General features: G+C 71.0%; 18 protein-coding genes and 1 pseudogene. 11 read left to right on the plus strand and 8 right to left on the minus strand.

Annotated elements, in window-relative coordinates; all coding sequences use genetic code 11:
* Positions 1-26: 26 nt before the first annotated feature.
* Positions 27-2051, minus strand: coding sequence for an NPCBM/NEW2 domain-containing protein (locus AB0H82_RS29070; protein WP_362997871.1), 2025 nt, complete (start codon positions 2049-2051; stop codon positions 27-29).
* 746 nt (positions 2052-2797) lie between these two features.
* Between AB0H82_RS29070 and AB0H82_RS29075 the strand changes: the two are divergent.
* Positions 2798-3058, plus strand: a pseudogene (locus AB0H82_RS29075) (helix-turn-helix domain-containing protein); the annotation flags it as partial.
* Positions 3059-3112: 54 nt separating this feature from the next.
* Here AB0H82_RS29075 and AB0H82_RS29080 read toward each other — a convergent pair.
* A complete protein-coding gene (locus tag AB0H82_RS29080; protein ID WP_362997949.1) occupies positions 3113-3637 on the minus strand; it encodes a hypothetical protein in 525 nt (174 codons plus the stop codon).
* A 792-nt stretch (positions 3638-4429) separates the two neighbouring features.
* On the opposite strand from AB0H82_RS29080, the gene AB0H82_RS29085 reads away from it, so the two are divergent.
* Entirely contained in the window at positions 4430-4579 is a 150-nt protein-coding gene (locus AB0H82_RS29085) for a hypothetical protein (protein WP_362997873.1), read from the plus strand.
* 160 nt (positions 4580-4739) lie between these two features.
* On the plus strand, positions 4740-6641 hold the full coding sequence (locus AB0H82_RS29090; RefSeq protein ID WP_362997875.1) for an SMI1/KNR4 family protein: 1902 nt from the start codon (positions 4740-4742) through the stop codon (positions 6639-6641).
* Between the two features lie 16 nt (positions 6642-6657).
* On the opposite strand, the gene AB0H82_RS29095 is transcribed toward AB0H82_RS29090, so the two are convergent.
* On the minus strand, positions 6658-7008 hold the full coding sequence (locus tag AB0H82_RS29095) for an STAS domain-containing protein (protein ID WP_362997877.1): 351 nt from the start codon (positions 7006-7008) through the stop codon (positions 6658-6660).
* A gap of 405 nt (positions 7009-7413) precedes the next feature.
* Between AB0H82_RS29095 and AB0H82_RS29100 the strand changes: the two genes are divergently transcribed.
* The gene (locus AB0H82_RS29100) at positions 7414-8454 is read left to right on the plus strand and encodes an NUDIX domain-containing protein (RefSeq protein ID WP_362997879.1); all 1041 of its coding nucleotides are present in this window, start codon (positions 7414-7416) and stop codon (positions 8452-8454) included.
* 68 nt (positions 8455-8522) lie between these two features.
* Here the strand turns inward: AB0H82_RS29100 and AB0H82_RS29105 are convergent, their stop codons facing one another.
* Positions 8523-9878, minus strand: a complete 1356-nt coding sequence (locus AB0H82_RS29105; protein WP_362997881.1) for a dipeptidase — start codon at positions 9876-9878, stop codon at positions 8523-8525.
* Positions 9879-10013: 135 nt separating this feature from the next.
* Between AB0H82_RS29105 and AB0H82_RS29110 the strand changes: the two genes are divergently transcribed.
* Positions 10014-11216, plus strand: a complete 1203-nt coding sequence (locus tag AB0H82_RS29110; RefSeq protein WP_362997883.1) for a geranylgeranyl reductase family protein — start codon at positions 10014-10016, stop codon at positions 11214-11216.
* 22 nt (positions 11217-11238) lie between these two features.
* On the opposite strand, the gene AB0H82_RS29115 is transcribed toward AB0H82_RS29110, so the two are convergent.
* Positions 11239-11793 (minus strand): nitroreductase family deazaflavin-dependent oxidoreductase, encoded by a 555-nt coding sequence (locus AB0H82_RS29115; RefSeq protein WP_362997885.1) that lies wholly within the window; start codon positions 11791-11793, stop codon positions 11239-11241.
* A gap of 267 nt (positions 11794-12060) precedes the next feature.
* On the opposite strand from AB0H82_RS29115, the gene AB0H82_RS29120 reads away from it, so the two are divergent.
* The 4 genes from AB0H82_RS29120 (at position 12061) to AB0H82_RS29135 (ending at position 16482) form a co-directional block, all read left to right on the plus strand.
* A complete protein-coding gene (locus AB0H82_RS29120; RefSeq protein WP_362997887.1) occupies positions 12061-12765 on the plus strand; it encodes a TetR/AcrR family transcriptional regulator in 705 nt (234 codons plus the stop codon).
* A 127-nt stretch (positions 12766-12892) separates the two neighbouring features.
* On the plus strand, positions 12893-13813 hold the full coding sequence (locus tag AB0H82_RS29125) for an EamA family transporter (protein ID WP_362997889.1): 921 nt from the start codon (positions 12893-12895) through the stop codon (positions 13811-13813).
* Between the two features lie 741 nt (positions 13814-14554).
* A complete protein-coding gene (locus tag AB0H82_RS29130; protein ID WP_362997891.1) occupies positions 14555-15820 on the plus strand; it encodes a sensor histidine kinase in 1266 nt (421 codons plus the stop codon).
* Positions 15817-16482 (plus strand): response regulator transcription factor, encoded by a 666-nt coding sequence (locus AB0H82_RS29135; protein WP_362997893.1) that lies wholly within the window; start codon positions 15817-15819, stop codon positions 16480-16482. Before AB0H82_RS29130 ends, AB0H82_RS29135 begins: the two co-directional genes overlap by 4 nt.
* On the opposite strand, the gene AB0H82_RS29140 is transcribed toward AB0H82_RS29135, so the two are convergent.
* Positions 16443-16718, minus strand: a complete 276-nt coding sequence (locus AB0H82_RS29140) for a DUF6332 family protein (RefSeq protein ID WP_362997895.1) — start codon at positions 16716-16718, stop codon at positions 16443-16445. The genes AB0H82_RS29135 and AB0H82_RS29140 overlap by 40 nt on opposite strands.
* A 162-nt stretch (positions 16719-16880) precedes the next feature.
* Between AB0H82_RS29140 and AB0H82_RS29145 the strand changes: the two genes are divergently transcribed.
* Entirely contained in the window at positions 16881-17282 is a 402-nt protein-coding gene (locus AB0H82_RS29145; RefSeq protein ID WP_362997897.1) for a MarR family transcriptional regulator, read from the plus strand.
* A gap of 54 nt (positions 17283-17336) precedes the next feature.
* Here the strand turns inward: AB0H82_RS29145 and AB0H82_RS29150 are convergent, their stop codons facing one another.
* Both AB0H82_RS29150 and AB0H82_RS29155 read right to left on the minus strand, forming a co-directional pair.
* Positions 17337-18080 (minus strand): maleylpyruvate isomerase family mycothiol-dependent enzyme, encoded by a 744-nt coding sequence (locus AB0H82_RS29150; RefSeq protein WP_362997899.1) that lies wholly within the window; start codon positions 18078-18080, stop codon positions 17337-17339.
* 51 nt (positions 18081-18131) lie between these two features.
* The gene (locus AB0H82_RS29155; RefSeq protein ID WP_362997901.1) at positions 18132-19511 is read right to left on the minus strand and encodes an MFS transporter; all 1380 of its coding nucleotides are present in this window, start codon (positions 19509-19511) and stop codon (positions 18132-18134) included.
* A gap of 155 nt (positions 19512-19666) precedes the next feature.
* On the opposite strand from AB0H82_RS29155, the gene AB0H82_RS29160 reads away from it, so the two are divergent.
* Entirely contained in the window at positions 19667-20911 is a 1245-nt protein-coding gene (locus tag AB0H82_RS29160) for an ROK family protein (protein ID WP_362997903.1), read from the plus strand.
* Positions 20912-20930: the final 19 nt, after the last annotated feature.

The following is a 20930-nucleotide window of genomic DNA, read 5'->3' on the forward strand; positions in this document are numbered from 1 at the left end:
CGGGCGGAGGCGCTCGGCGCCCTGCGTCAGCAGCTCAGGGTGGCGTCCGCCCAGTCGCCGTGGTCCGAGTCGATGCCGTCCCCGCCGTCCGTGACGACGAGGCGGACGACCTGGGCGCCGCTCACGTCCGCGGACAGTTCCTGCGCGGGCATGGCGTTGGTGAGCACTCCGGTCGACGCGGCCTTCTCGCCGTCCGCCCAGATCTCGAAGGCGATCGTGCCCTTGACGATCGTCTCGTCGTCGACGCCGACCTGCGCCGTGACCTTCTCGCAGGCCGCTCCGGCGTAGTACTCGACGGCGCTCTCCGCGTGCACTCCGAGGCCCTTCGCGTACACCTTCCCGCCGATGGTGATCGGCCTGCCGTCCCCGAGGCCCCTGTCGCCGTTGCTGGTGTTGCGCTCCACGGGCCCCCAGCCGTTGGTCGCCGACAGCCACGGGAGATCGCCCAGCAGGGAGCCGCCCGCCGGTGGCGCGACGACGACCTGGGCCGTGAGCGGCAGCACCTTCTCGGCCCGCGCGCCGTGCGGCGAGCGGTAGGTGGCCTTGAGGCGCACGTCGTACGGGCCCGGCTGCGTGCCCGCGGGCGCGGTGACCGTCCAGGACGTGGCGAGCGTCCGGCCGGTCCGCAGCGAGCGTGCCGTGCTCGGTGAGGTCGCCCGCACGGTCCAGCCGGAGGGCGCGTCGAGCGTCACGGCGACCCGCCGGGCGGCCGTGCGGCCCAGGTTGGCGACCTCGGAGGTGACCTTCGCGGGCTTGCCCGCCTCCACGAACAGGCCGCCGTCGAGGCCGAGTTCGGCGGCCGGCGGGTGGTGCGCCCACTTTCCGCCGGCGGACACGCGCAGCAGCACGGTGCCGTGCGCCGGGACGGTCGCTGCGATCCGGCCCGCCGTGTTGTAGCTCTTGTGCTCCCACAGGTCGCGCAGTGTGTACGCGTCCGCGCCGGGGAGGCCGACCGCCTTCGCCGTCGTGGAGACGGACTGCGCGGTGCCGGTCTCGTTGAAGAGGGCGACGGCACGGCTCCCGTCCTTCATCTCCTTGGCGACGACCCACCGCCCGCCCTGGGACGAGACGACCTCGCCCTGCTTGCCGAGCGGGTCCTGGTCGACGGCGATGACCTCTTTGTTGCCGAGGATCTCGAAGGTCTCGGGGGACGCCTTGCGCAGGTCGGAGCCGATGAGCAGCGGCGCGGCCATGATCGACCACATCGAGAAGTGCGTGCGGTACTCGGTGTCCGTCATGCCGCCGTTGCCGACCTCCAGCATGTCGGGGTCGTTCCAGTGGCCAGGACCCGCGTACTTCGCGAGCGGCAGGTTCCGCTTCATGATCGACACCATGGAGCCCCAGTTGTCACTGATGTCACCCGTGGTGCGCCACAGATGGCCGACGTCCGCCGCCCACTCCCACGGTTTGTTCTCGCCCCATTCGCAGATGCTGTAGACGATGGGCCTGCCGGTGGTCTCGGAGGCTGCCTTCAGCGCGTCCCGCATCGCGATGTACCGCTTCTTGGCGTCCACGCCCTGGTTGTTGCAGTTGTCGTACTTGAGATAGTCGACGCCCCAGTCGGCGAACTGCTGGGCGTCACTGCGCTCATGGCCGAGCGCACCAGGAAAGCCCGCGGAGTTGCAGGTCTTGGTGCCCGCGCTGGTGTAGATGCCGAGCTTGAGGCCCTTGGAGTGGACGTAGTCGGCGACCGCCTTGATCCCGTTCGGGAATCGCACCGGATCGGGCACCAGCTTGCCGTTCGCGTCGCGTTGCGGCAGCGCCCAGCAGTCGTCGAGATTGACGTACTCGTATCCGGCGTCCTTCAGGCCCTTCTCGACAAATATGTCGGCGATCCCTTTGATCATCGCCTCGTCGAACTCTGCTCTGCAGTGGGTGGAGTTCCAGTTGTTGAAGCCCATGGGCGGGGTCAGAGCCAGGCCGTCGGGGAGTTTCACGCGGGGTGCGTCGGCGGTCTGCCCGGTGGTGGACGGGATGGCGGTGTCACGGGCCGCGGCGGGCGCGGCGAGCCCGCCGGCGCAGAGCAGGGCGACGGTCAGCGATCCGATCACTCTTCGGCGGGTGGTGCGGATGGTGCGAGTGGTTCGGATGGTTCGGTTGGTGCGGCCGGGAAGATGACGCATCGTTACGTTCCTCCGTACTCGCGGAAGATGGAGGGTTTGCATGCACGTCTCACGCGGGCGCTTACGGTAGGGCTTGTTGGACTCTGTTGGAAGGGGAGCGTTACCGGTTCCACCGCCCGGCGCCGAACCCCTTGACGGCGGTGCCTCTTGGGCGTGGGATCCAGCCCTCGCGTGCGGTTGTGTTCGGTTGAACGGCACGTACGAGAAGAAGACCGGGCACGGCAGTAGTCACCGTGCGGGGAACCGGATACCCCATGACTCCTCCTCCAGGAGGAGCCCATTGGCCAGACAGCTGATGGTTCGATACCAGTCGATCAGTACGAGCAGCTCCAGTAGTTGAGCCTCTTCGTAGTACACCTGCAGGACATCCCAGGCGGACTGTGTGAGCCGGGCCGTGTCATTCAGTTCGTCGACGGCGTGGAGCAGTGCCGTATGGCGTGGCGACCATGGAGCGCTGACTGCTGCGTCGGGTCGGGCAGTCGCCCGGAGTTGTTCCGTGCTGAGTCCGGCCTGCGGCGCCAGGGTCGCGGCGTGGACGCCCCCTTCATAAGCGCAGTTCGTGAGGCCAGCTCCGGGTTGCGGTGCAGTACGCGGAACAGCGCGAGTGGCTCGTGCGGCCCGGAGCGCCCCGTCCGGGTGTGCCGGTACGAGGGTCCGAATCGGGTCGTCCAGTGATGGCCGCACTCGTCCTGCTCGGACGGCGCTGGACGATGCGGATCCTGTGGGAACTGAGTCAAGCTCCGGCCGGCTTCCGCGAATTGCAGCGCCGATGCGAGCGCATGTCCTCCAGCGTGCTCAGCACCCGGATCGAGGAACTGTCCGACGCCCGCCTGCTCGCCCTGCACGGCGACGGATACCACCTCACCCAGCTGGGCCAGGACCTTGTCGACGCGCTGAGCCCACTGGACGCCTGGAGCCGACGCTGGGCCGAGGAAACGGGACCCGACGCGGAGTTGACGCTGCGCGCCGGGTGGGGGTATCGCTCGGCGCTAGATTTGAGTTCGTATGACAACGCTGACACCACCGAGAATGAGCAAGATGATGGCGAGCGCGGTCAATGTCCAGCCTGCGTTGACGAAGCGATGCTTGCGGAGCACGACACGCGACAGGTGCAGCAAGTTGTAAGAGAGAGCTTGTGTCTCAAACGCGCGATCGGCCCTACTGATCAATGAGGCGGCCGGTTCCATTTGCAGATGGGCCAGATCCCCGAAATACCAAAGTGCTTCTGGCCGATAGGAGTCGACGTCCTCAGGATTTACACCGAGGAGAGCGAAAGTCCCTCGCGTGTTCCTCACATGCAGCGACCACAGGCACGCTGCCGCACAGGCCACTGCCCCGGCAAGTGCGCCTGCGGAGGCAAGAAAGAAGACCCACGTCTCGACGCCCGATATCTTGGCGAACTCACGCTCCTTCGCAGCGTTGCCTGCGACGGCTCCCAAAAGAAGAGTCACCAGCAAGCCGTTGAGCGTAAGAATCAGTTGCGCCTTGGATTCCGAAACCTTGTACCAATCCATCGCTTGCTGATAGGCGCGCCGAACGTACTCCGCGTCGGCCTGGTTTTCGCTTGAAGATGGGGGAGATCCGTCGGATCCCGAATCGTCTCCACCGGCTACCATTCAAGGAACCTCCGAGCATCTTTCGAGCGTCTTCTGACCTGATCGCCACCGACAGGCGAAGACTGCCGCGCCGCGCGACCCGGCCGGGACGTCGTGGTGCGCCTCTGGTCCTGAGTACGGCACGAGGGTATGCCTCGTATGGGGTGGTCCGATGGCCGACGACAGCGATGTGCTACTGGAGCTGTGGCGCGACCAGCGCCAGGCGGCTGTCCAGTCCGAGAACCAGCGAGCGACGCTGTCCAGCATCGTCATCTTGGCTCGTCAGTTGAGGGACCAGCTGACCGCCTTGCATCCAAGGCTGCACGTCCAAGCGGCCTGGCCTGCCGCTTTCGAGCGGCACCTGCGCGCTGGTCGAGGACGGCGAGAGGAAGGGCCGAGACCGCTTCGTTGCCGCGTACTGCATCCAGAACCGCCCCCGAAGGCGAAGTACCCGGCGCAGGGAACGACTCGGCACCCCCGACCGAGCACGCCCCTGCGCCGCCGCTGGCGTCGGGTGTTCACGCACCCCGACGCCAGCGGCATGAAGGACGGCATGAAGGGCACGAGACACGCACATTGGGTGCCGCGCTTTGCCCTACGGCGTTCTACGGTCACGTCAGGACTGATCAAGCAACGCGGAGTCACCATGAAAGTGCGGCACCCTCAGACGGGTCGGCCAGAGACCGGGGAACAGGTCGAAGGGGGAGCGGCATGACGCGGGCGTCCGCCGTCGAGAGACAGGGCCGGCTCCTCGATCACCTCGACCAATGCGCGGTCTGCCAGCGCTTCAAGTACTGCCCCGTCGGCAGACTGCTCCAGCGGCAGGTCCGGGAGGCCCGCGGTGCTCTGCGCCCGATGTGACCGGCCGATCCTGCCGGGCCAGCCGTACACCACCCACGACATCCACAGCGCGTCCGCGGGAGGGGCGACGGTGCGGGTGCATGTCGCCTGCCCGGCGAATCCGCGCAAATGAGGCCCGGGCGCACCGTCACTGTCAGTGGTGGATGCCACGATGGCGTGCATGGAGATCTTCGAGTGGGGGCCGCTGCTCAAGCGGTGGAGCGAGGAATGGCTGGACGCGCTGGCCGCGAGCGAGCCGGAGGAGTTCGAGGAGCTGGACGAGGACATCGTGCGGGGGCGCTGGCTCGGGTTCGGGCCGGCCGACCCGGCACGCCTCGCGGACCTGGAGGAGCGAGTCCGGGGCCTCGGAATAGACGTGCCGCTGCCGCCGTCCCTCCGCTCTTTCCTGGAGACGACGGACGGTTGGCGCTTCGCGGGCGGTTTCGTCTACCTGCTGGCGGGGGCGGAGGACATCACCTCGTACGGAGATCCGTACGACCTGCAGAAGATGTACGAGAAACACCAGGACGAGAGCGCCACCGAGCAGGAGGTGTTGCGGAACGGCATGTGGGGGCGGGCCCTGCAGCTGGCGGTCGACTCGGACATGACGGACGTGCTGCTCGACCCCGGCGATGTGGACGCCGACGGCGAGTGGGCGGTGTACGTACGCCATGGGTGGAGCGGCGAGGGCCCCGATCGGTACGGATCGTTCCGCGTCTTCATGGAGGAGATGTACAAGGAGTTCTACCGCCTGGGCGGTGGCGACGCCGACTTCGGGAACGGGGTGACGCGGGAGCTCGACGACAAGGTGGAGCAGGCCCGACTCGCCTGCCTGCGAGGGGAGTTGGACGCGGCGCTCACCGTCTTCGACGAGGTGGGGGAGTTCGGCAGGCCGCGCGCGGGCCTGCTGGCCGCACAGCTCCGGGTGCTGCTCCACGGGCGGGGCTGGGTGCCGGTCGACCCACGCATGGACGATCCGTTGTACGCGGGCGAGGTCCTGCCGGTGAAGGTCCGCGACCACCTGCGCGAACACCGCATGGACGACGCTTTCGTACTCGGCCCGGTGACCGATGACTACGCCACGGACAGAGAGCGTGCCAAGGCCGTCCTGGAACAGATCAGGCGGCGCACGTACGAGTACGCCTCGCCCGGTCCCTTCGGGCGCGCGGTCCAAGAGGCCAGGGAACTGGCGCGCTGGGGCGACACGGACGGCGCCTGGCGGACGATCGCGGCGGCGGTCCCGCAGTGGGAGCCGTACGGCGAGGACCATGTGGCGCCCTTCGGCCTTCTCGGCGATCCCGTGCTCGGGCCGGTCCTCACACCGGAGCGGAGTCGACAGCTGCTGATCACCCCGCGGGGTGATGGCGCGGGGGCGACGTCCGTGCCCGCGCCCGGGTCCGCGGCCGACCCGGAGGCGGCGCGTGACGGGCTCGGATGGCTGGCCCGGGACGCGAGAGGCGGACCGCGCCGGGACACGTACCGGTTCGTCCTGGTCGAGGGCGTGCCTCCTGAGGAACTGGCGGAGCGGTTCGGCACCGGACCGCTGGAGCCGGTGGCGAACGAGGCCGAGGTCTGGGAACTCCAGTTCTCCCAACTCCCCCGACAGCAGCCGGGGCGCCGGGGCCCCGTGGCCCGGATCGGTGCCCGGGACGGCTGGAGCTTCGCCTTCGAGTCGGCCCGGCGGCTCGACTTCAACCCCGACCGCCTGGCCCACCCGGGCGCCGAGCTGTCGCGCGGCACCCGTGCCCTCACGGTCTGGTGGCGGCAGGACCTGTTCCACTTCGCCTGCGCCGAGGACGGCGCGGAGCGGTACGGCTTCACGGTCCACGGGGCCGAACGGCACGAGTGGGGCGACCTCCCGGCCGCGCTCTCCCCCGGCCACCTGTTCCCGGACCCCGCAGGGCCCGCCACCGACCGCTCGGACGAGAGCCGTGCCCTGGACGCGATAGCGGCGACGTTCGACGTATCGCTGCCCCGGTTCGCCCTCGACCACGGCAGGCTGCCGACACTCCGGACCAAGCCGTGGACCAGGACGGCGGGACCGGGACAGGGGTACGTGACGATCACGGTCACGCCCAGGTAGGGAAGCCAGTCGGAAGTCAGTCCGCGTCGTGCTTCTGCGGTTCGCGCAGCGCCGCCTCCAGTGCCGCCTCCAGCGTCGGTGCCGGAGACAGGACCGACATGAGCTTCGTGACGCGCAACATGCGCAGCGTCATCGGCTGCGTGCAGACGAGACGGAGACGGCCGCCTCTGTGCGTCACCCGTCGGTGGGCCCGCATCAGCAGGGAGAGCCCGGAGCAGTCGAGGAAGGTGACCGGGGTCAGGTCGACGATCACGAGGGGTTCGGACCCCGCGGTCACGGCGTCCAGCAGCGGAGCCATCCGCTGGTAGGCCACGACGTCCAGCTCTCCGTGCATCTCGATCACGATCGCGTGGTCGAGTCCGTACACCCTTGGAGCGTGGTCGCAGTCTTCGCGTGCGTATTCGAGCAGTTCGTGTTGGAGCATCCATCCCCCCCAGCGCCGGCGCCGAGGTGCTCCCGGGGGAGCGTGGCGCAACCGGTGTGTGCCAGTCATCAGGACACCGGGGGCCGGGGTGCCTGTCGGAGAACGCTAGCGACGACTGGGGCGCTGCGGAGTGAGGGAACGATTCATGAAGGACGCCACCACACATTGGGGTGAACTTGAGGCGAATTTCTTGACGTGTCGGCTTGCGTCTACTGGGGGCGGGTGGCGGAGACTCCAGAGGCGTCGCGACACCGCTGTGCCGCGGGTGACTGCGCTCCCGACAGCGCCGGGTTTCCGTGGCAGGGTGTTGCGGGCAAGCCACAGGGGGCCAACAGAAGAGGGGGAACCGTGATCGTCTGGATCAACGGCGCGTTCGGTGCGGGAAAGACCAGCGCCGCACGGGAACTGATCGAGCTGATCCCGAACAGCACACTCTTCGACCCCGAGGTCATCGGCGGGGCGCTGCCCTACCTGCTGCCGCCCAAGCGCCTCGACGAGGTGAGCGACTATCAGGACCTGCCGATCTGGCGCCGCATGGTCATCGACACGGCTGCCGCCCTGTACGCCGAGGTGGGCGGCGTCCTCGTGGTGCCGATGACGCTGCTGCGCCAGGAGTACCGCGACGAGATCTTCGGTGGCCTCGCCGCGCGCAGGATTCCCGTACGGCACGTCCTGCTCGCCCCGGACGAAACGATCCTGCGCGAGCGAATAGCCGGCCGGCCCGTGCCGCCGGACCTCCCGGACGGCGACCTGCGCGTACGGCAGTGGTCGTTCGACCACATCGAGCCGTACCGCGCCGCCCGCGCCGCCTGGCTCGACGTGGACGCCCACCTCGTCGACACCAGCACCCTGACCCCCTACGAGACCGCCGAACACGTCGCCGACGCCGTCCGCAGCGGAACCGCGCCCGTCTGCGACATCGTGCAGACACCGGAGCCCACCGCGGAGACACTCGCCGCCGGGGTGCTGCTCTTCGACGAACAGGACCGGGTGCTGCTCGTCGACCCCACGTACAAAGCGGGCTGGGAGTTCCCCGGCGGCGTCGTCGAGCCCGGCGAGGCCCCCGCGTGCGCGGGCGTGCGCGAGGTCGCCGAGGAGACCGGAATCCAACTGACCGACACGCCCCGCCTGTTGGTCGCCGACTGGGAGCCGCCGAACCCGCCCGGCTACGGAGGGATGCGGTTCCTCTTCGACGGCGGACGGCTCGACAGCGGTGCGGTCCGCCTGCTGCTGCCGGGGCCTGAACTCCGCGGCTGGCGCTTCGTCACCGAGCAGGAAGCCGCCGACCTGCTGCCCGCCGTACGCTACGAACGGCTGCGGTGGGCGCTGCGCGCCCGGGAGCGCGGGGTCACGCTCTATCTGGAGGCCGGCGTTCCGATCGGCGGATAGCCCCGGCGGACAGCCGAGCGCGGCACCTCGGGGGCCCAGCACATCGCCGGGCCCCCGTGCCGCACCGGTCAGTTAGCCGCGTACTTCCGCAGGAACAGCGCCTCGGCCACCGAAAGCCGCTCAAGCTCCTCGGGCGACACGCTTTCGTTGACCGCGTGGATCTGTGCCTCCGGCTCGCTCAGGCCGATCAGCAGGATCTCCGCGTTCGGGTAGAGCGACGAGAGGGTGTTGCACAGCGGGATGGAACCGCCCTGCCCCGCGTACTGCATCTCCTCCCCCGGGTAGGCCTCGCTCATCGCCTCGGCCATCGCCGCGTACGCCGGGCTCTTCGTGTCCGCGCGGAACGGCTGGCCCTGCCCGATCTGCTCGGTCCGCACCCGGGCACCCCACGGGGTGTGCGCCTCCAGGTGCGCCCGGAGCAGCTTCGTCGCCTCGGCCGCGTCCACGCCCGGCGGCACCCGCAGACTGATCAGCGCCCGCGCGCTCGCCTGCACCGACGGCGTCGCGCCGACCACCGGCGGGCAGTCGATACCGAGGACGGTGACGGCGGGCCGCGCCCAGATGCGGTCGGCGACCGTTCCCGTGCCGATCAGCTCGACACCGTCGAGGACCTTGGCGTCCTTGCGGAAGACGGCCTCGTCGTACTGCAGTCCGTCCCACGCCTCGTCGCTCGTGAGACCGTCGACCGTCGTCGTCCCGTCCTCGGCGCGCAACGAGTCGAGGACACGCACCAGCGCGGCGAGGGCGTCCGGGGCCGCGCCGCCGAACTGCCCGGAGTGCAGGTTCCCTTCGAGGGTGTCGACGCTGACGCGGACGAGCGTCATGCCGCGGAGCGTCGACGTCACCGTCGGCAGACCGACCCGGAAGTTGCCCGCGTCACCGATGACGATCGTGTCGGCCGCAAGGAGCTCCGGGTGCGCTTCCGCGTACCGCTCCAGGCCGCCCGTGCCCTGCTCCTCCGAGCCCTCCGCGATCACCTTCACGTTCACGGGGACGCCGCCGTTCGCCTTCAGGGCGCGCAGCGCGAGCAGGTGCATGATCACACCGCCCTTGCAGTCGGCACTGCCCCGGCCGTACCAACGGCCGCCGCGCTCGGTCAGCTCGAACGGCGGAGTGGCCCACGCGGCCTCGTCGAGCGGCGGCTGCACGTCGTAGTGCGCGTAGAGGAGCACCGTCGGCGCGCCCGCCGGGCCCGGCAGGAAGCCGTACACCGACTGCGTGCCGTCCGGGGTGTCGAGCAGCGCCACGTCCTCGAAGCCCTCGGCGCGCAGCGCGTCGGCCACCCAGTTGGCGGCGGCCTCGCTCTCGCTCCTCGGGAACTGCTCGAAGTCCGCCACCGACTTGAACGCCACCAGTTCGGTGAGCTCCGCCTTCGCCTTCGGCATCAGTGAGGCGACGGTCTCGGCGATCGGATCGGGCGACATGGGCACGCTCCTCGTAGGTGCGACGTTGTATGTGTGGGTCCATGTGATCCTCCCACAGGCGGCGCCGCCGGACCTCCGCCGTAGGATGCCTGGGGAAAGCGCGGCCAACAGCGGGATCAGGAGCGGTAGACCAACGTGAGCAGCGAGAACTCAGCGGACGACACCCGGCACGTGTGGGACGTCGTCGTGGTCGGAGCCGGTCCCGCCGGTGCCTCGGCGGCATACGCGGCAGCGGTCGCGGGACGCACCGTCCTCCTCCTGGAAAAAGCCGAGCTCCCCCGCTACAAGACGTGCGGCGGCGGCATCATCGGCCCCTCGCGCGACTCCCTGCCGCCGGGCTTCGAGCTGCCCTTCCGGGACCGGGTGCACGCGGTGACGTTCACCCTCGACGGCAAGTTCTCCCGCACCCGCCGCTCCCGGCAGATGCTCTTCGGGCTGATCAACCGTCCCGAGTTCGACCAGCAGCTCGTCGAGCACGCCCAGAAGGCGGGCGCCGAGCTCCGCACCGGCGTCACCGTCGCGCGCGTGGAGCAGCACGGACCCGAGGTGCCCGACCGGCGCACCGTCGCCGTCGTGCTGCAGGGCGGCGAGACCGTCCTGGCCCGCGCCGTGGTCGGCGCCGACGGCAGCGCCAGCCGCATAGGCGCGCACGTCGGCGTGAAGCTCGACCAGGTCGACCTGGGCCTGGAGGCCGAGATCCCGGTTCCGGAGACCGTCGCTGAGGACTGGGCGGGCCGGGTCCTCATCGACTGGGGCCCCATGCCGGGCAGTTACGGCTGGGTGTTCCCCAAGGGCGACACCCTCACCGTCGGCGTGATCTCCGCGCGCGGCGAAGGCGCGGCCACCAAGCGGTACTTGGAAGACTTCATCGCCCGGCTCGGCCTCGCCGGCTTCGAGCCCAGCATCTCCTCCGGGCATCTGACGCGGTGCCGCAGCGACGACTCGCCGCTCTCCCGCGGCCGGGTCCTCGTCTGTGGCGACGCCGCGGGACTCCTGGAGCCGTGGACCCGCGAAGGCATCTCCTTCGCGCTGCGCTCCGGACGGCTCGCGGGGGAGTGGGCGGTCCGGATCGCCGAGGCACACGACGCGGTGGACGCCCGCCGCCAGGCCCTGAACTACGCCTTTGCCATCAAGGCGGGCCTCGGCGTGGAGATGAGTGTGGGACGCCGCATGCTCAAGACCTTCGAGCGCCGCCCCGGCATGCTGCACACGGCGATCACGGGCTTCCGCCCCGCGTGGAACGCCTTCGCGAAGATCACCCGCGGCTCGACGACGCTGGGCGAGCTGGTCCGTACCCATCCGATGGTGGGCCGCGCACTCCAGGCCCGGGAGCGCTAGTCGGCCACCGGCTCTTCCCGCCTCACCGTCCTTTCCGCGACCGCCCGGCGCCGGAGGTGATCCGGAAGACGGGGTGGTCGGGCGCGGCCGCCAGGATCTCCTCGTCGGAGGAGGCGGCGGTCACGCCCCGGAAGTACTGGTTGACCTCCCAGCCCCACTTCTCCAGATAGCCGCGCAGCAGCGGCACCTTCTCGGCGTCGGGCACCTCCACGGCGGTGAACTCCCGCACCTTGCGCCCCACCCGCAACTCCCCACCGCCGGCCGCGCGCATGTTCCGCACCCACTGCGAGTGCCCGCGCGCCGATACGAGGTACTGGCCGCCGTCACTCTCATGCGCATACGGGTTCACGGGGACGCGCTGCATCTTGCCGCTCTTACGGCCTCGCACGGAGAGCTCGGCACTGCCCATGAGGCTGATCCCGTGCCGCGCCAGCCAGCCGATCACGCTGTTCAGACGGACGTTGAGGCGGCCGCCCTTGAGGTAGTGGGGGGAGGGGGCGGATGGGGCAGACGGGGCAGATCGGGCTGACGGGGTTGAGGGGGTGATCGGGGAGGGAGTGGCGGATGTCGAAGACATTGGGGCCTCCTTGGGCCGCGCCGCGCCGGGGCGGAGCCGGTTCCGAGAGCGGTGCTCTCGCTTGAGAGCAGTGTGCATGAGAGCAGCACTCTGAAGCAAGAGCAGTGCTCTCGAAAGTGGCTAGCGCTCGCTTTTGTGTGCACCGCTCACTTTGGTGTGCACCACTCTCGACGGTGTGCGCCGCCGTCGCCCGAGTGCGCCGCTCTTGAATGTGTGCGCTGCTCTCGACCGTGTGCAGTGCTCCAACCCCATGGCACACTGGCCCGCATGAGCAGCACCAGCGCCACCAAGGGAGCGCGGGCCCGTGCCCGCGAAGAAGTCACCGCGGCGATCAAGGACGAGGCGCGCAGACAGCTGGCCGCCGACGGTGCCGCGAAGCTCTCCCTGCGTGCCGTCGCCCGCGAGCTCGGCATGGTGTCGTCCGCGCTCTACCGCTACTTCCCCAGCCGCGACGACCTGTTGACCGCGCTCATCATCGACGCGTACGACTCTCTCGGGGCTGCCGCCGAGGCCGCGCACGCCGGTGTCGCCACGGAGGAGCCCGTGCGGCGGTGGACGGTGGTGTGTGAGGCGGTGCGTTCGTGGGCGCTGGAGCATCCGCATGAGTACGCGCTGATCTACGGTTCGCCCGTCCCGGGCTACAGCGCGCCGGACTCGACCGTCCGGGCCGCCGCGCGCGTGGGCCAACTGCTCATCGACATCGTGCGCGACGCCCACCAGGGGCGGGGCATCGCCCTCCAGCCTCTGCCGGGGACCTTGCGCACCGAGGGCGAGCGGCTCGCGGCGGACCTCGCGCCCGATCTGCCGCCGGCGGCGATCACGGCGATGGTCGCGGCGTGGGCGCAGCTCTTCGGGCTCGTCGGGTTCGAGGTGTTCGGGCAGTTCAACCGCCTCGTCGAGGAACGGTCGGCGTTCTTCACGCACGCGGTGCGGCAGTTGGCCAACGGTGTGGGGCTGCTGCGGCAGAGCTGACACTCACTAGGGGGAGTAGGGGGAGTAGGGGGAGTAGGGGGAGTAGGGGGAGTAGGGGGAGTAGCGGGAGTAGTGGGGCTGTGCGGTAGGGGCGGGTCAGAAGTGAACCGAGGGGCACCCGCAAAGAATGGGCGCTCTTCTCGCACTGGCCTCCGCGGCCTGCTACGGCATCGTCGACTTCGCCGGGGGCCTGCTGTCACGCCGGATCCACTTCACGGTGGTGACGTTCCTCGGGCAGATCGGAGGGTTGCTTCTCGCCCTCGTGATCGCCCTCGCGGTGCCCGCGGAGGCGGTCCGGTTCGCGGACGTGGCGTGGGGAGCGCTCTCCGGAGTGGGCAGCGCCGTGGCGATGCAGTTCCTCAACCGCGGTCTCAGCCGCGGCGCCATGAGCGTCGTGATCCCGGTCAGCGCCGTCACGGGAGTGGCGCTGTCGGTGCTGTGCGGTGTGCTGTTCCTGGGAGACCGGCCCACGCCACTGGCCTGGCTCGGCATCTGTGTCACCGTGCCGGCGCTCTGGCTCGTATCGGCGGGCGGTGCGGCAGGTGGTTCGGGGGAAGGTTCGGCGGGCGGCGGTGACGGTGCGGCGCCCTCCGCGCGCGTGCCCGTGGACGGCTTGATCGCCAGCGCGGGCGTGGCGGTGCAGTACATCGGGCTCGCGCAGGCGGGTGCGGCGAGCGGCGTGTGGCCCGTGGCCGCCGGACGCCTCGCGGCGGTTTTCCTGCTGTTGCCGAACGCGTGCCGATACGCCGCCGCCCTCCGCCGACCGGGGCCTGGGGCTGGGCCCGGGCCCAAGCCCGGGGCCGGGCCCGCCGGGCTGCCCGGCCTCGCCCTTGCCGTACTGATCGGTGCGGGCGCGGCCCTCGGGCTCATCCTCTACTTCTGGGCCACCCAGCAGCAGATGCTGGCTGTCGCCGTCGTCCTGGCCTCCCTGTATCCGGCGGTGCCGACGGCACTGGGGCTCGCGGTGCTGGGCGAACGAGTCACCCGGGCGCAGACGAGGGGCCTGGTGGGAGCGGTCGCGGCGGTCGTCCTGCTCACCCTGGGATGAGCGCTGCCCGCTACTGGGTGCGGAGAGTGGCCCCAACGGCGCGGCATTATCAGCTACTTCTGGCTTTCGCGCGTACAACTTCCGTAATGCGGCGCAAACTGCTGAAGCGGCGAAGGGGCCACCCATAGAGTGACTCGCGAGTCATCGAGCAGATCGAGCAGCCACCCCCGAACTTTTCCGAGGACGTCCCGGAAGAGAAAGGAGGGTGGTCAATGCGCAAGCTCGATGAGTCGTCAGACTGGACGTACTGGAGTCTGGTGGTCATGTTGATCCAGATGGCGCTGGATCTGACCCTGCAGATCAGCCGTCTGGTCTGACGCGCTCACCCTGGGGGTCGGCCGCAGGCCGGCCCCCACCTCTTTGTGTTTCCGCAACCGACCGTACAGGCCGGTCCCGACGGGTACCTGCCGGTTTCAGCAGGTGCCTGCGTTTCAACCTATCCCCGCGGGTCGCCGGAGGCCAGGAATCCAAGATCGCTCCGGGCTGCGGGCGCGTTTCTCTGACAAGGCGGGTCCACGGGTGCCACTATGCCCCGCCACACGTACTCGGATACGTCTTCCCGGATACGTCTCCGGAGATACGGATTCTCCGATACGTCTCCGGAGATATGGCTTCTCCGATACGGCTCCTCAGATACGTCTCATCGGTTCGTCTCACGTCACGTCTACTCCCTCGGAAGTACGCGTGACCGCCACGCCCGTCGGACGCCCGCGGGGCCCGCGCCGGTCTAGCGTGGCCGTCATGGACGAGCAGCGCGAACGCGGGCCCGGCGGCGGGCCACCCTGGTGGAACTCCGGGGCCGATGCCGGGCCCGGTGCCGGTGCCGGGGACTCCGCGCGCCGCCGGCTGCCGTGGCTGACGACGGCCGCGCTCACCGTTTTCGTGCAGGTCGGTTCCGGGTTCGCCGGGCACGGCCAGGCCGAGCGCGCGGACCTCGGCCCCTTCGCGCGGGTGCTGCTGTTCCTGGCCACGGCGGTCCTTCTGCTGCGGCACCGCCACCCCGTGCCCGTCGTCTGCGCCACGGCAGGGCTCACCCTCGTCTACATCGGCGCAGGGTTCCCGTACGGGCCGGTCTTCCTCGCCGTCGCCGTGGGCTGCTTCGCCGCGATCGTCGCGGGGCACCGGCGCGCGGCCTGGGGCGTCGTCGGCGGACTCTGGGCGGGACATCTGCTGATCGCGCACTGGCTCTACGAGTGGCTGCCGCCCGCTGACGACGGCCCCAGGCCCTGGGGCGAGGAACTCGTGGCCGCTGTCTGGGTCGTCGCGATCGTCGCCGTGTCCGAGCTCGGCCGCGTACGACGTGAGCAGTGGGCCAAGGAGCGGGCCGAGCGCGCGCGGGCCGCCGAGCGGCGCGCGGACGAGGAACGGCTGCGAATGGCGCGGGAGTTGCACGACGTCCTCGCGCACAGCATCTCTGTCATCAACGTCCAGGCGGGGGTCGGTCTCGCGCTGCTCGACTCCGACCCGGAACAGGCCCGCACCGCGCTGACCACCATCAAGGCCGCGAGCAAGGAGGCGCTGGGGGAGGTGCGGCAGGTCCTCGGCACTCTGCGCGCCCCCGGGGAGGCGCCGCGCGCCCCCGCACCGGGCCTCGACCGGCTGCCCGAGCTGGTCGAGCAGGCGAGGAGCGCGGGGCTGACGGTCGCGGTCACGACCGAAGGCGCCGGGGCGAAGGTGGCGCCGGGCACCGACCTCGCCGCGTTCCGCATCGTGCAGGAGGCGCTGACGAACGTCGTACGTCACTCCGGTTCACGCCACGCGCGCGTGCTGGTGCGCCACGGAACGGCGTCGCTCACCCTGCGGATCGACGACGACGGGCCCGCCACCGCCTCCGAGGCGGGCGGCAGCGGCAACGGACTTGCCGGGATGCGGGAGCGGGCCGCCGCCCTCGATGGCACGATCGAGGCGGGCCCGCGTCCGGACGGCGGCTTCCGCGTGACCGCCGTACTGCCGACGGGGGCGGGCCGCGATCCCGAGGCCCGCACCGCACCCCGGGAGGACCAGTGATCCGCGTACTGCTCGCCGACGACCAGTCGTTGGTCAGGGCAGGCTTCAAGGCGCTCCTCGACGCGCAGCCGGACATCAGGGTCGCCGGGGAGGCCGCGGACGGCGAGGAGGCGGTGCGGCTGGTGCGGGAACTGCGCCCCGACGTCGTCCTGATGGACATCCGCATGCCACGGCTCGACGGGCTCGCCGCCACCCGCCGCATCACCGGCGAGCCGGGCCTCAAGGACGTGAAGGTGGTCATGCTCACCACCTTCGAGCTCGACGAGTACGTCTTCGAGGCGATCCGCTCCGGAGCGTCGGGGTTCCTGGTGAAGGACACCGAACCGGAGGAACTGCTGCGCGCGGTACGGGCGGTGGTCGCGGGTGACGCGCTGCTCTCCCCCGGGGTGACGCGCCGCCTCATCGCCGAGTTCGCGGCCCGCTCCAAGGAGCCCGCGGCCGCCGACGCCCTGGACGCGCTGACCGAACGGGAGCGGGAGGTCATGGCCCTGGTCGGCATCGGCCTCTCGAACGAGGAGATCGCCCGCCGCCTCGTGGTCAGCCCGCTCACCGCCAAGACGCACGTCAGCAGGGCCATGGTGAAGCTGAACGCCCGGGACCGCGCCCAACTCGTCGTCCTCGCCTACGAGTCGGGGCTCGTCCGACCCGGCTGGCTGGGCTGACGCGTCGCGCGCCGGTGTCGTACGAGGATCGTCACGAGGGTCGTGACGAAGACACCGGCCCCGGCGATCAGACCGGCCCTGACCAGGGTGCCCTCGCCGGGCGACCGCACACCGAAGAAGAACGCCGGAGACGCCACGGCCAGTAGCGTGCAGCCCGCGAGGGACGTCGCGACGAACAGGGCGTAGGCGATCTCGACCGTGTCGGCGTCGCGCTCGGCCTGTGTCCGTCGCCTCATCCTTGAAGTGTGCGGCGCTCAAACCCGGCGGACAAGCGTCAGGCAGGAGCGGGCGCCGCATATGTATGGCCCGATCGAATGACCCGATGGGCGGCACATGTAAATGCATGTGCAATAGATGCTGGTGCAATCAATCGGTCGATCTCTGCTACCGTGCGTGTCATGGCGGCGCAAACGGCCGAGCAAGGGCTCGTGGATCAGTGGCGGGACATCCTCGCGGTGCATGCGCGCACTCTGTGCGAGCTCGACCGGGAGCTGCACCCCCATGGGCTCGGGGCGAGCGACTTCGAGGTCCTGGACGTGCTGGCCGAGGGGTCTTCGGACGACGGCGGCTGTACGTTCCGTGTGCAGGAGATCTCCGCGCAGGTCCATCTGAGCCAGAGCGCACTGTCCCGCCTCATCGGGCGTCTGGAGAAGGACGGCCTTGTGGAGCGCGGCATGTGCAGCGAGGACCGGCGGGGCGTACGCGTCTCCCTCACCGACAAGGGGCGCGCCCGGTACCACGAGGTGCGGCCCCTGCAGCGGGCAGTCCTCAAACGGATGCTGGACGCCCCCGCCGACTGACGGCCACGCCTGTCGCCGACCTTCCCTGTCGTCGCCTCCCTGGCGCCGCCCCGGTCACCCCATGACGATGGCTGACCTCTCCCGCCACAGCGCCGCCAGTGCGCGGTCGCCCGTCACCTGGGGGAACGGCAGCCGGTTCCACAGCGCCAGATAGAGCCGCGCGGCGGGCCCGGACACCTCGCAGTCGGCGGGCGCAGCCATGCCGCGCTCCGTGACCGGCGGCCCGTCGGAGAGACGTACGGTCCAGCTCCGCTCGTCCGGCGTGTCCGAGGCCCGCACCCGCAGCACGCGCGGCACGTCACTGCGTACCCGGCTCCGCTCGCGGGCGTGGAAGCCGAGCAGCAGCTCCTCGATCCCGTCCACGGCGAAGTCGGCGTCGATCGGCGACGGGGTGCCCGCGCGCGCGGACTCGGCGTCCACCCGGTGGATGGTCGTCTCGTTCGCCTGCCGCCGGGCCCAGAAGGCCAGCGGCGAAGGAGCGGGCAGGAACGCCCAGCACTCGACGTCGGGCGGCGCCGTGGTGAGCGTCTCGACGAGCGCGGCGTGCCCCTCGCGGAACCAGTCGACGAGCTCTTCGCCGTCCAGGTCGGGGAGTTCACCGCCGAGCCGGTACGAGGTGCGCCGCTCGGTGATGAACGCCGCGGCCCAGCGGTGCACCATCCCCGTGTGCCGGAGCAGGTCCCTGACCTGCCAGTCGGGGCAGGTGGGGACCTTGGCGTCGGTCCCGGCCTCCGAGGCGGCCAGGGCCAGCAACCCGCCTTCCCTGTCCACGACTTGTATGTGTTCGGAAATATCCATGGGGGGATTGTGTCGGATGGCGCGGGCTGGAACCGGAACCTCCGGGTGATGTCAGACCGATTCGGTACGCTCCGTGGTTCCACTGCCGGTCCGAGTACGCTCCGTGGCCCCTGCGGCCCCTGCGGCCCCTGGGGCCCCTGCAGTCCCCGTAGTCACTGCGGCCCCCGTGGTCTCCTTGGTCTCCGTGCGGCGTGTCGCGAGGCCGATGACGGAGGCGACGGCGGCGAGCAGCGCGACGCTCGTCAGGGCGGTGGGCAGTGAGTACCAGTCCGCCATGAACCCGATCAGCGGCGGTCCGACCAGCATGCCGCCGTAGCCGAGCGTCGACGCGGCGGCGACCCCGCCGGGGCCCGCGAGCGCGCCCGCGCGCTCGACCGCCACCGGGAAGATGTTGGCGAGCCCGAGCCCGGTGACGGCGAACCCCGCCAGGGCGAGGCCCGTCGACGGGGCCAGCGCGCCGAGCAGCATCCCGGCGCAGGCCGTCGCACCGCCGCCGACCACCGTGCGGGTCCTGCCGAGCCGCTCCAGGAGCGCGGTGCCGGAGAGCCGGCCGATCGTCATGGCGAAGGCGAAGCACGAATACGCCGCGGCGGCGACGCCCGGGTGCGCGTGCAGGTCCTCCTCCAGGTGCAGCGGGCCCCAGTCCGCGATGGCGCCCTCGCCGTACGCCGTGCACAGCGCGATGAGTCCGAAGACCGTGACGAGTCCGCGGGTGCGGCGGTCCATGCGGGACGAACCGCCGCGCGCGGCGGAGGCGTCGGCGGCGTTGTCCGTAGTCCTGCCCTCGGCCGCATCGGCGGCTCCGCCCAGCCCGGCCGCCGCCCCGTGCCGGAGCAGCGCGGGCGCCGTCACGGCGGTGATCGCGAGGCCGATGAGGGTGATGCCGAGCAGGTGCGGGGTGGGGGAGAGGTGCCCGGCGACCAGTCCGCCGAGGCCCGCGCCGAGCATGCCGCCCAGGCTGAACGCCGCGTGGAAGCTGGGCATCACGGGCCGCCGGAGCGCCCGCACGAGGTCCACGGCGGCGCTGTTCATCGCCACGCTGATGCCGCCGTACGCGGCCCCGAAGAACAGCAGTACGAGACCGAGGACGAGGACCGAGCCCGTCAGCGGCGGCAGTGCGACGCTCAGCGGCAGCGCGATTCCGCACGCCACCGTCATCGGGATGCTGCCGAAGCGCCGGCAGAGCCGCCCGGTGAGCGTCATGGTGACCACGGCCCCGGCGGAGACGGCAAGCAGCGCGAGCCCCAGCTCACCGGCCGAGGCTCCCGTCTGTTCCTTGATGGCGGGGATGCGGACGACCCAGCCTGCGAAGACGAAGCCGTCCAGGGCGAAGAAGACGGTCAGTGCGATGCGTAGGCGGCGGAGGTCGGGGGAGGGGGCGGGGACGGAGGGTCGCGGGGCTGCGGTCCCGAGTTTGTTTAGTAGCGGCACAAAGTCAGGGTAGGGTGCGGCGCGGGTCGTGTACAAGGCAGTTGTGCGGCCGCGTACGAAACGGGCGCCACGTCTCACGCGACGGTGCGGGGGAGGAACGGACAGATGACGGCTGAACGGCGAGGCCGTGTACGGATCATGGGAGACTCGCCCTCATGAACGGCAAGGCTGACCCCCGTGCCGAGGGGGAAGTGACCACGCGTACCCGCCTGGAGCGAGGGCGCGGCGCGCTGGGGCCCGCGCTCGAACTGGTCCACACCGGGCGTGCGCCCACCCGTGCCGTGCTCACCGCCGAGCTGGGCGTCACCCGCGCCACGGCCGGCGCCGTCGCCGCCGAGCTTGAGGCGCTCGGGCTGATCCGGATCGACGCGAAGCCCAGCGCGGCCGCGGGCTCGCAGGGCCGGCCCTCGCACCGGCTCGCCGTCGCCGACGAGGGGCCCGTGGTGCTCGCGGCGCAGGTGCACGCCGACGGTTTCCGGGCGGCGCTCGTCGGGCTCGGCGGGAGCATCGTGGCGACCGCGCCGGGCTGCGAGACCGTCGACGCCGACCCCGCGCAGGTGCTCGGGTCGGTCGTCGACGCGGGCGCGCGGCTGCTGCGCGAGACCGGCAGGCGGTGTGTGGGCGCGGGCCTCGCCGTGCCTTCGGCGGTCGCGCAGCCGGAGGGCACCGCGCTCAACCCGCTGCACGTGGCGTGGCCCGCGGGCGCGCAGGTCAGCGAGATCTTCGCGGACCGCGTACGGGACGCGGGCATCACGGGGCCGGCCTTCGCGGGCAACGACGTGAACCTCGCCGCTCTCGCCGAGCACCGCCACGGCGCGGGCCGCGGTGCCCGGGACCTGCTCTGCGTGGCGACAGGGCACCGCGGTGTCGGTGGTGCCCTCGTCCTCGACGGGCGCCTGCACACCGGGAGTTCGGGCCTCGCCCTGGAGGTGGGGCACCTCACCGTGAACTCCGAGGGGCGCCCCTGCCACTGCGGCAGCCGGGGCTGTCTGGACGTCGAGACGGACCCGCTCGCCTTTCTCACGGAGGCGGGCCGCGAGCCGGGTCCTGAGGGACTGCTCGTGCAGGCCCGCGACCTGATCCGGAACGCGTACGGCGACCCGTCGGTGCGCTCCGCCACCGAGGCGCTGATCGACCGGCTCGGCCTCGGGCTCGCCGGTCTGGTCAACATCCTCAACCCCGACCGGATCATCCTGGGCGGGCTGCACCGCGCCCTCCTGGAGGCCGACCCGGAGCGGCTGCGCGCCGTCGTCGCGGACCGGAGCCTGTGGGGGCGCAGTGGCGGCGTCCCGATCCTGGCCTGCACGCTGGACCACAACAGCCTGGTGGGGGCCGCCGAGCTGGCCTGGCAGCCGGTGCTCGACGACCCGCTGGGGGCCCTGGGCCAGGCGGACGGTTAGCCGGGCCGGAGCCCTGGGG

Source organism: Streptomyces sp. NPDC050732 (assembly GCF_040654255.1).
Lineage (GTDB): Bacteria > Actinomycetota > Actinomycetes > Streptomycetales > Streptomycetaceae > Streptomyces.

Bases quoted from the DNA above. Each gene is read 5' to 3' on its own strand.
- AB0H82_RS29105 (WP_362997881.1), bottom strand. From the start codon at position 9,878: ATGTCGCCCGATCCGATCGCCGAGACCGTCGCCTCACTGATGCCGAAG.
- AB0H82_RS29090 (WP_362997875.1), top strand. From the start codon at position 4,740: ATGGAGATCTTCGAGTGGGGGCCGCTGCTCAAGCGGTGGAGCGAGGAA.
- AB0H82_RS29160 (WP_362997903.1), top strand. From the start codon at position 19,667: ATGAACGGCAAGGCTGACCCCCGTGCCGAGGGGGAAGTGACCACGCGT.
- AB0H82_RS29145 (WP_362997897.1), top strand. From the start codon at position 16,881: ATGGCGGCGCAAACGGCCGAGCAAGGGCTCGTGGATCAGTGGCGGGAC.
- AB0H82_RS29080 (WP_362997949.1), bottom strand. From the start codon at position 3,637: ATGGATTGGTACAAGGTTTCGGAATCCAAGGCGCAACTGATTCTTACG.
- AB0H82_RS29115 (WP_362997885.1), bottom strand. From the start codon at position 11,793: ATGTCTTCGACATCCGCCACTCCCTCCCCGATCACCCCCTCAACCCCG.
- AB0H82_RS29140 (WP_362997895.1), bottom strand. From the start codon at position 16,718: ATGAGGCGACGGACACAGGCCGAGCGCGACGCCGACACGGTCGAGATC.
- AB0H82_RS29130 (WP_362997891.1), top strand. From the start codon at position 14,555: ATGGACGAGCAGCGCGAACGCGGGCCCGGCGGCGGGCCACCCTGGTGG.
- AB0H82_RS29120 (WP_362997887.1), top strand. From the start codon at position 12,061: ATGAGCAGCACCAGCGCCACCAAGGGAGCGCGGGCCCGTGCCCGCGAA.
- AB0H82_RS29125 (WP_362997889.1), top strand. From the start codon at position 12,893: ATGGGCGCTCTTCTCGCACTGGCCTCCGCGGCCTGCTACGGCATCGTC.
- AB0H82_RS29150 (WP_362997899.1), bottom strand. From the start codon at position 18,080: ATGGATATTTCCGAACACATACAAGTCGTGGACAGGGAAGGCGGGTTG.
- AB0H82_RS29085 (WP_362997873.1), top strand. From the start codon at position 4,430: ATGACGCGGGCGTCCGCCGTCGAGAGACAGGGCCGGCTCCTCGATCAC.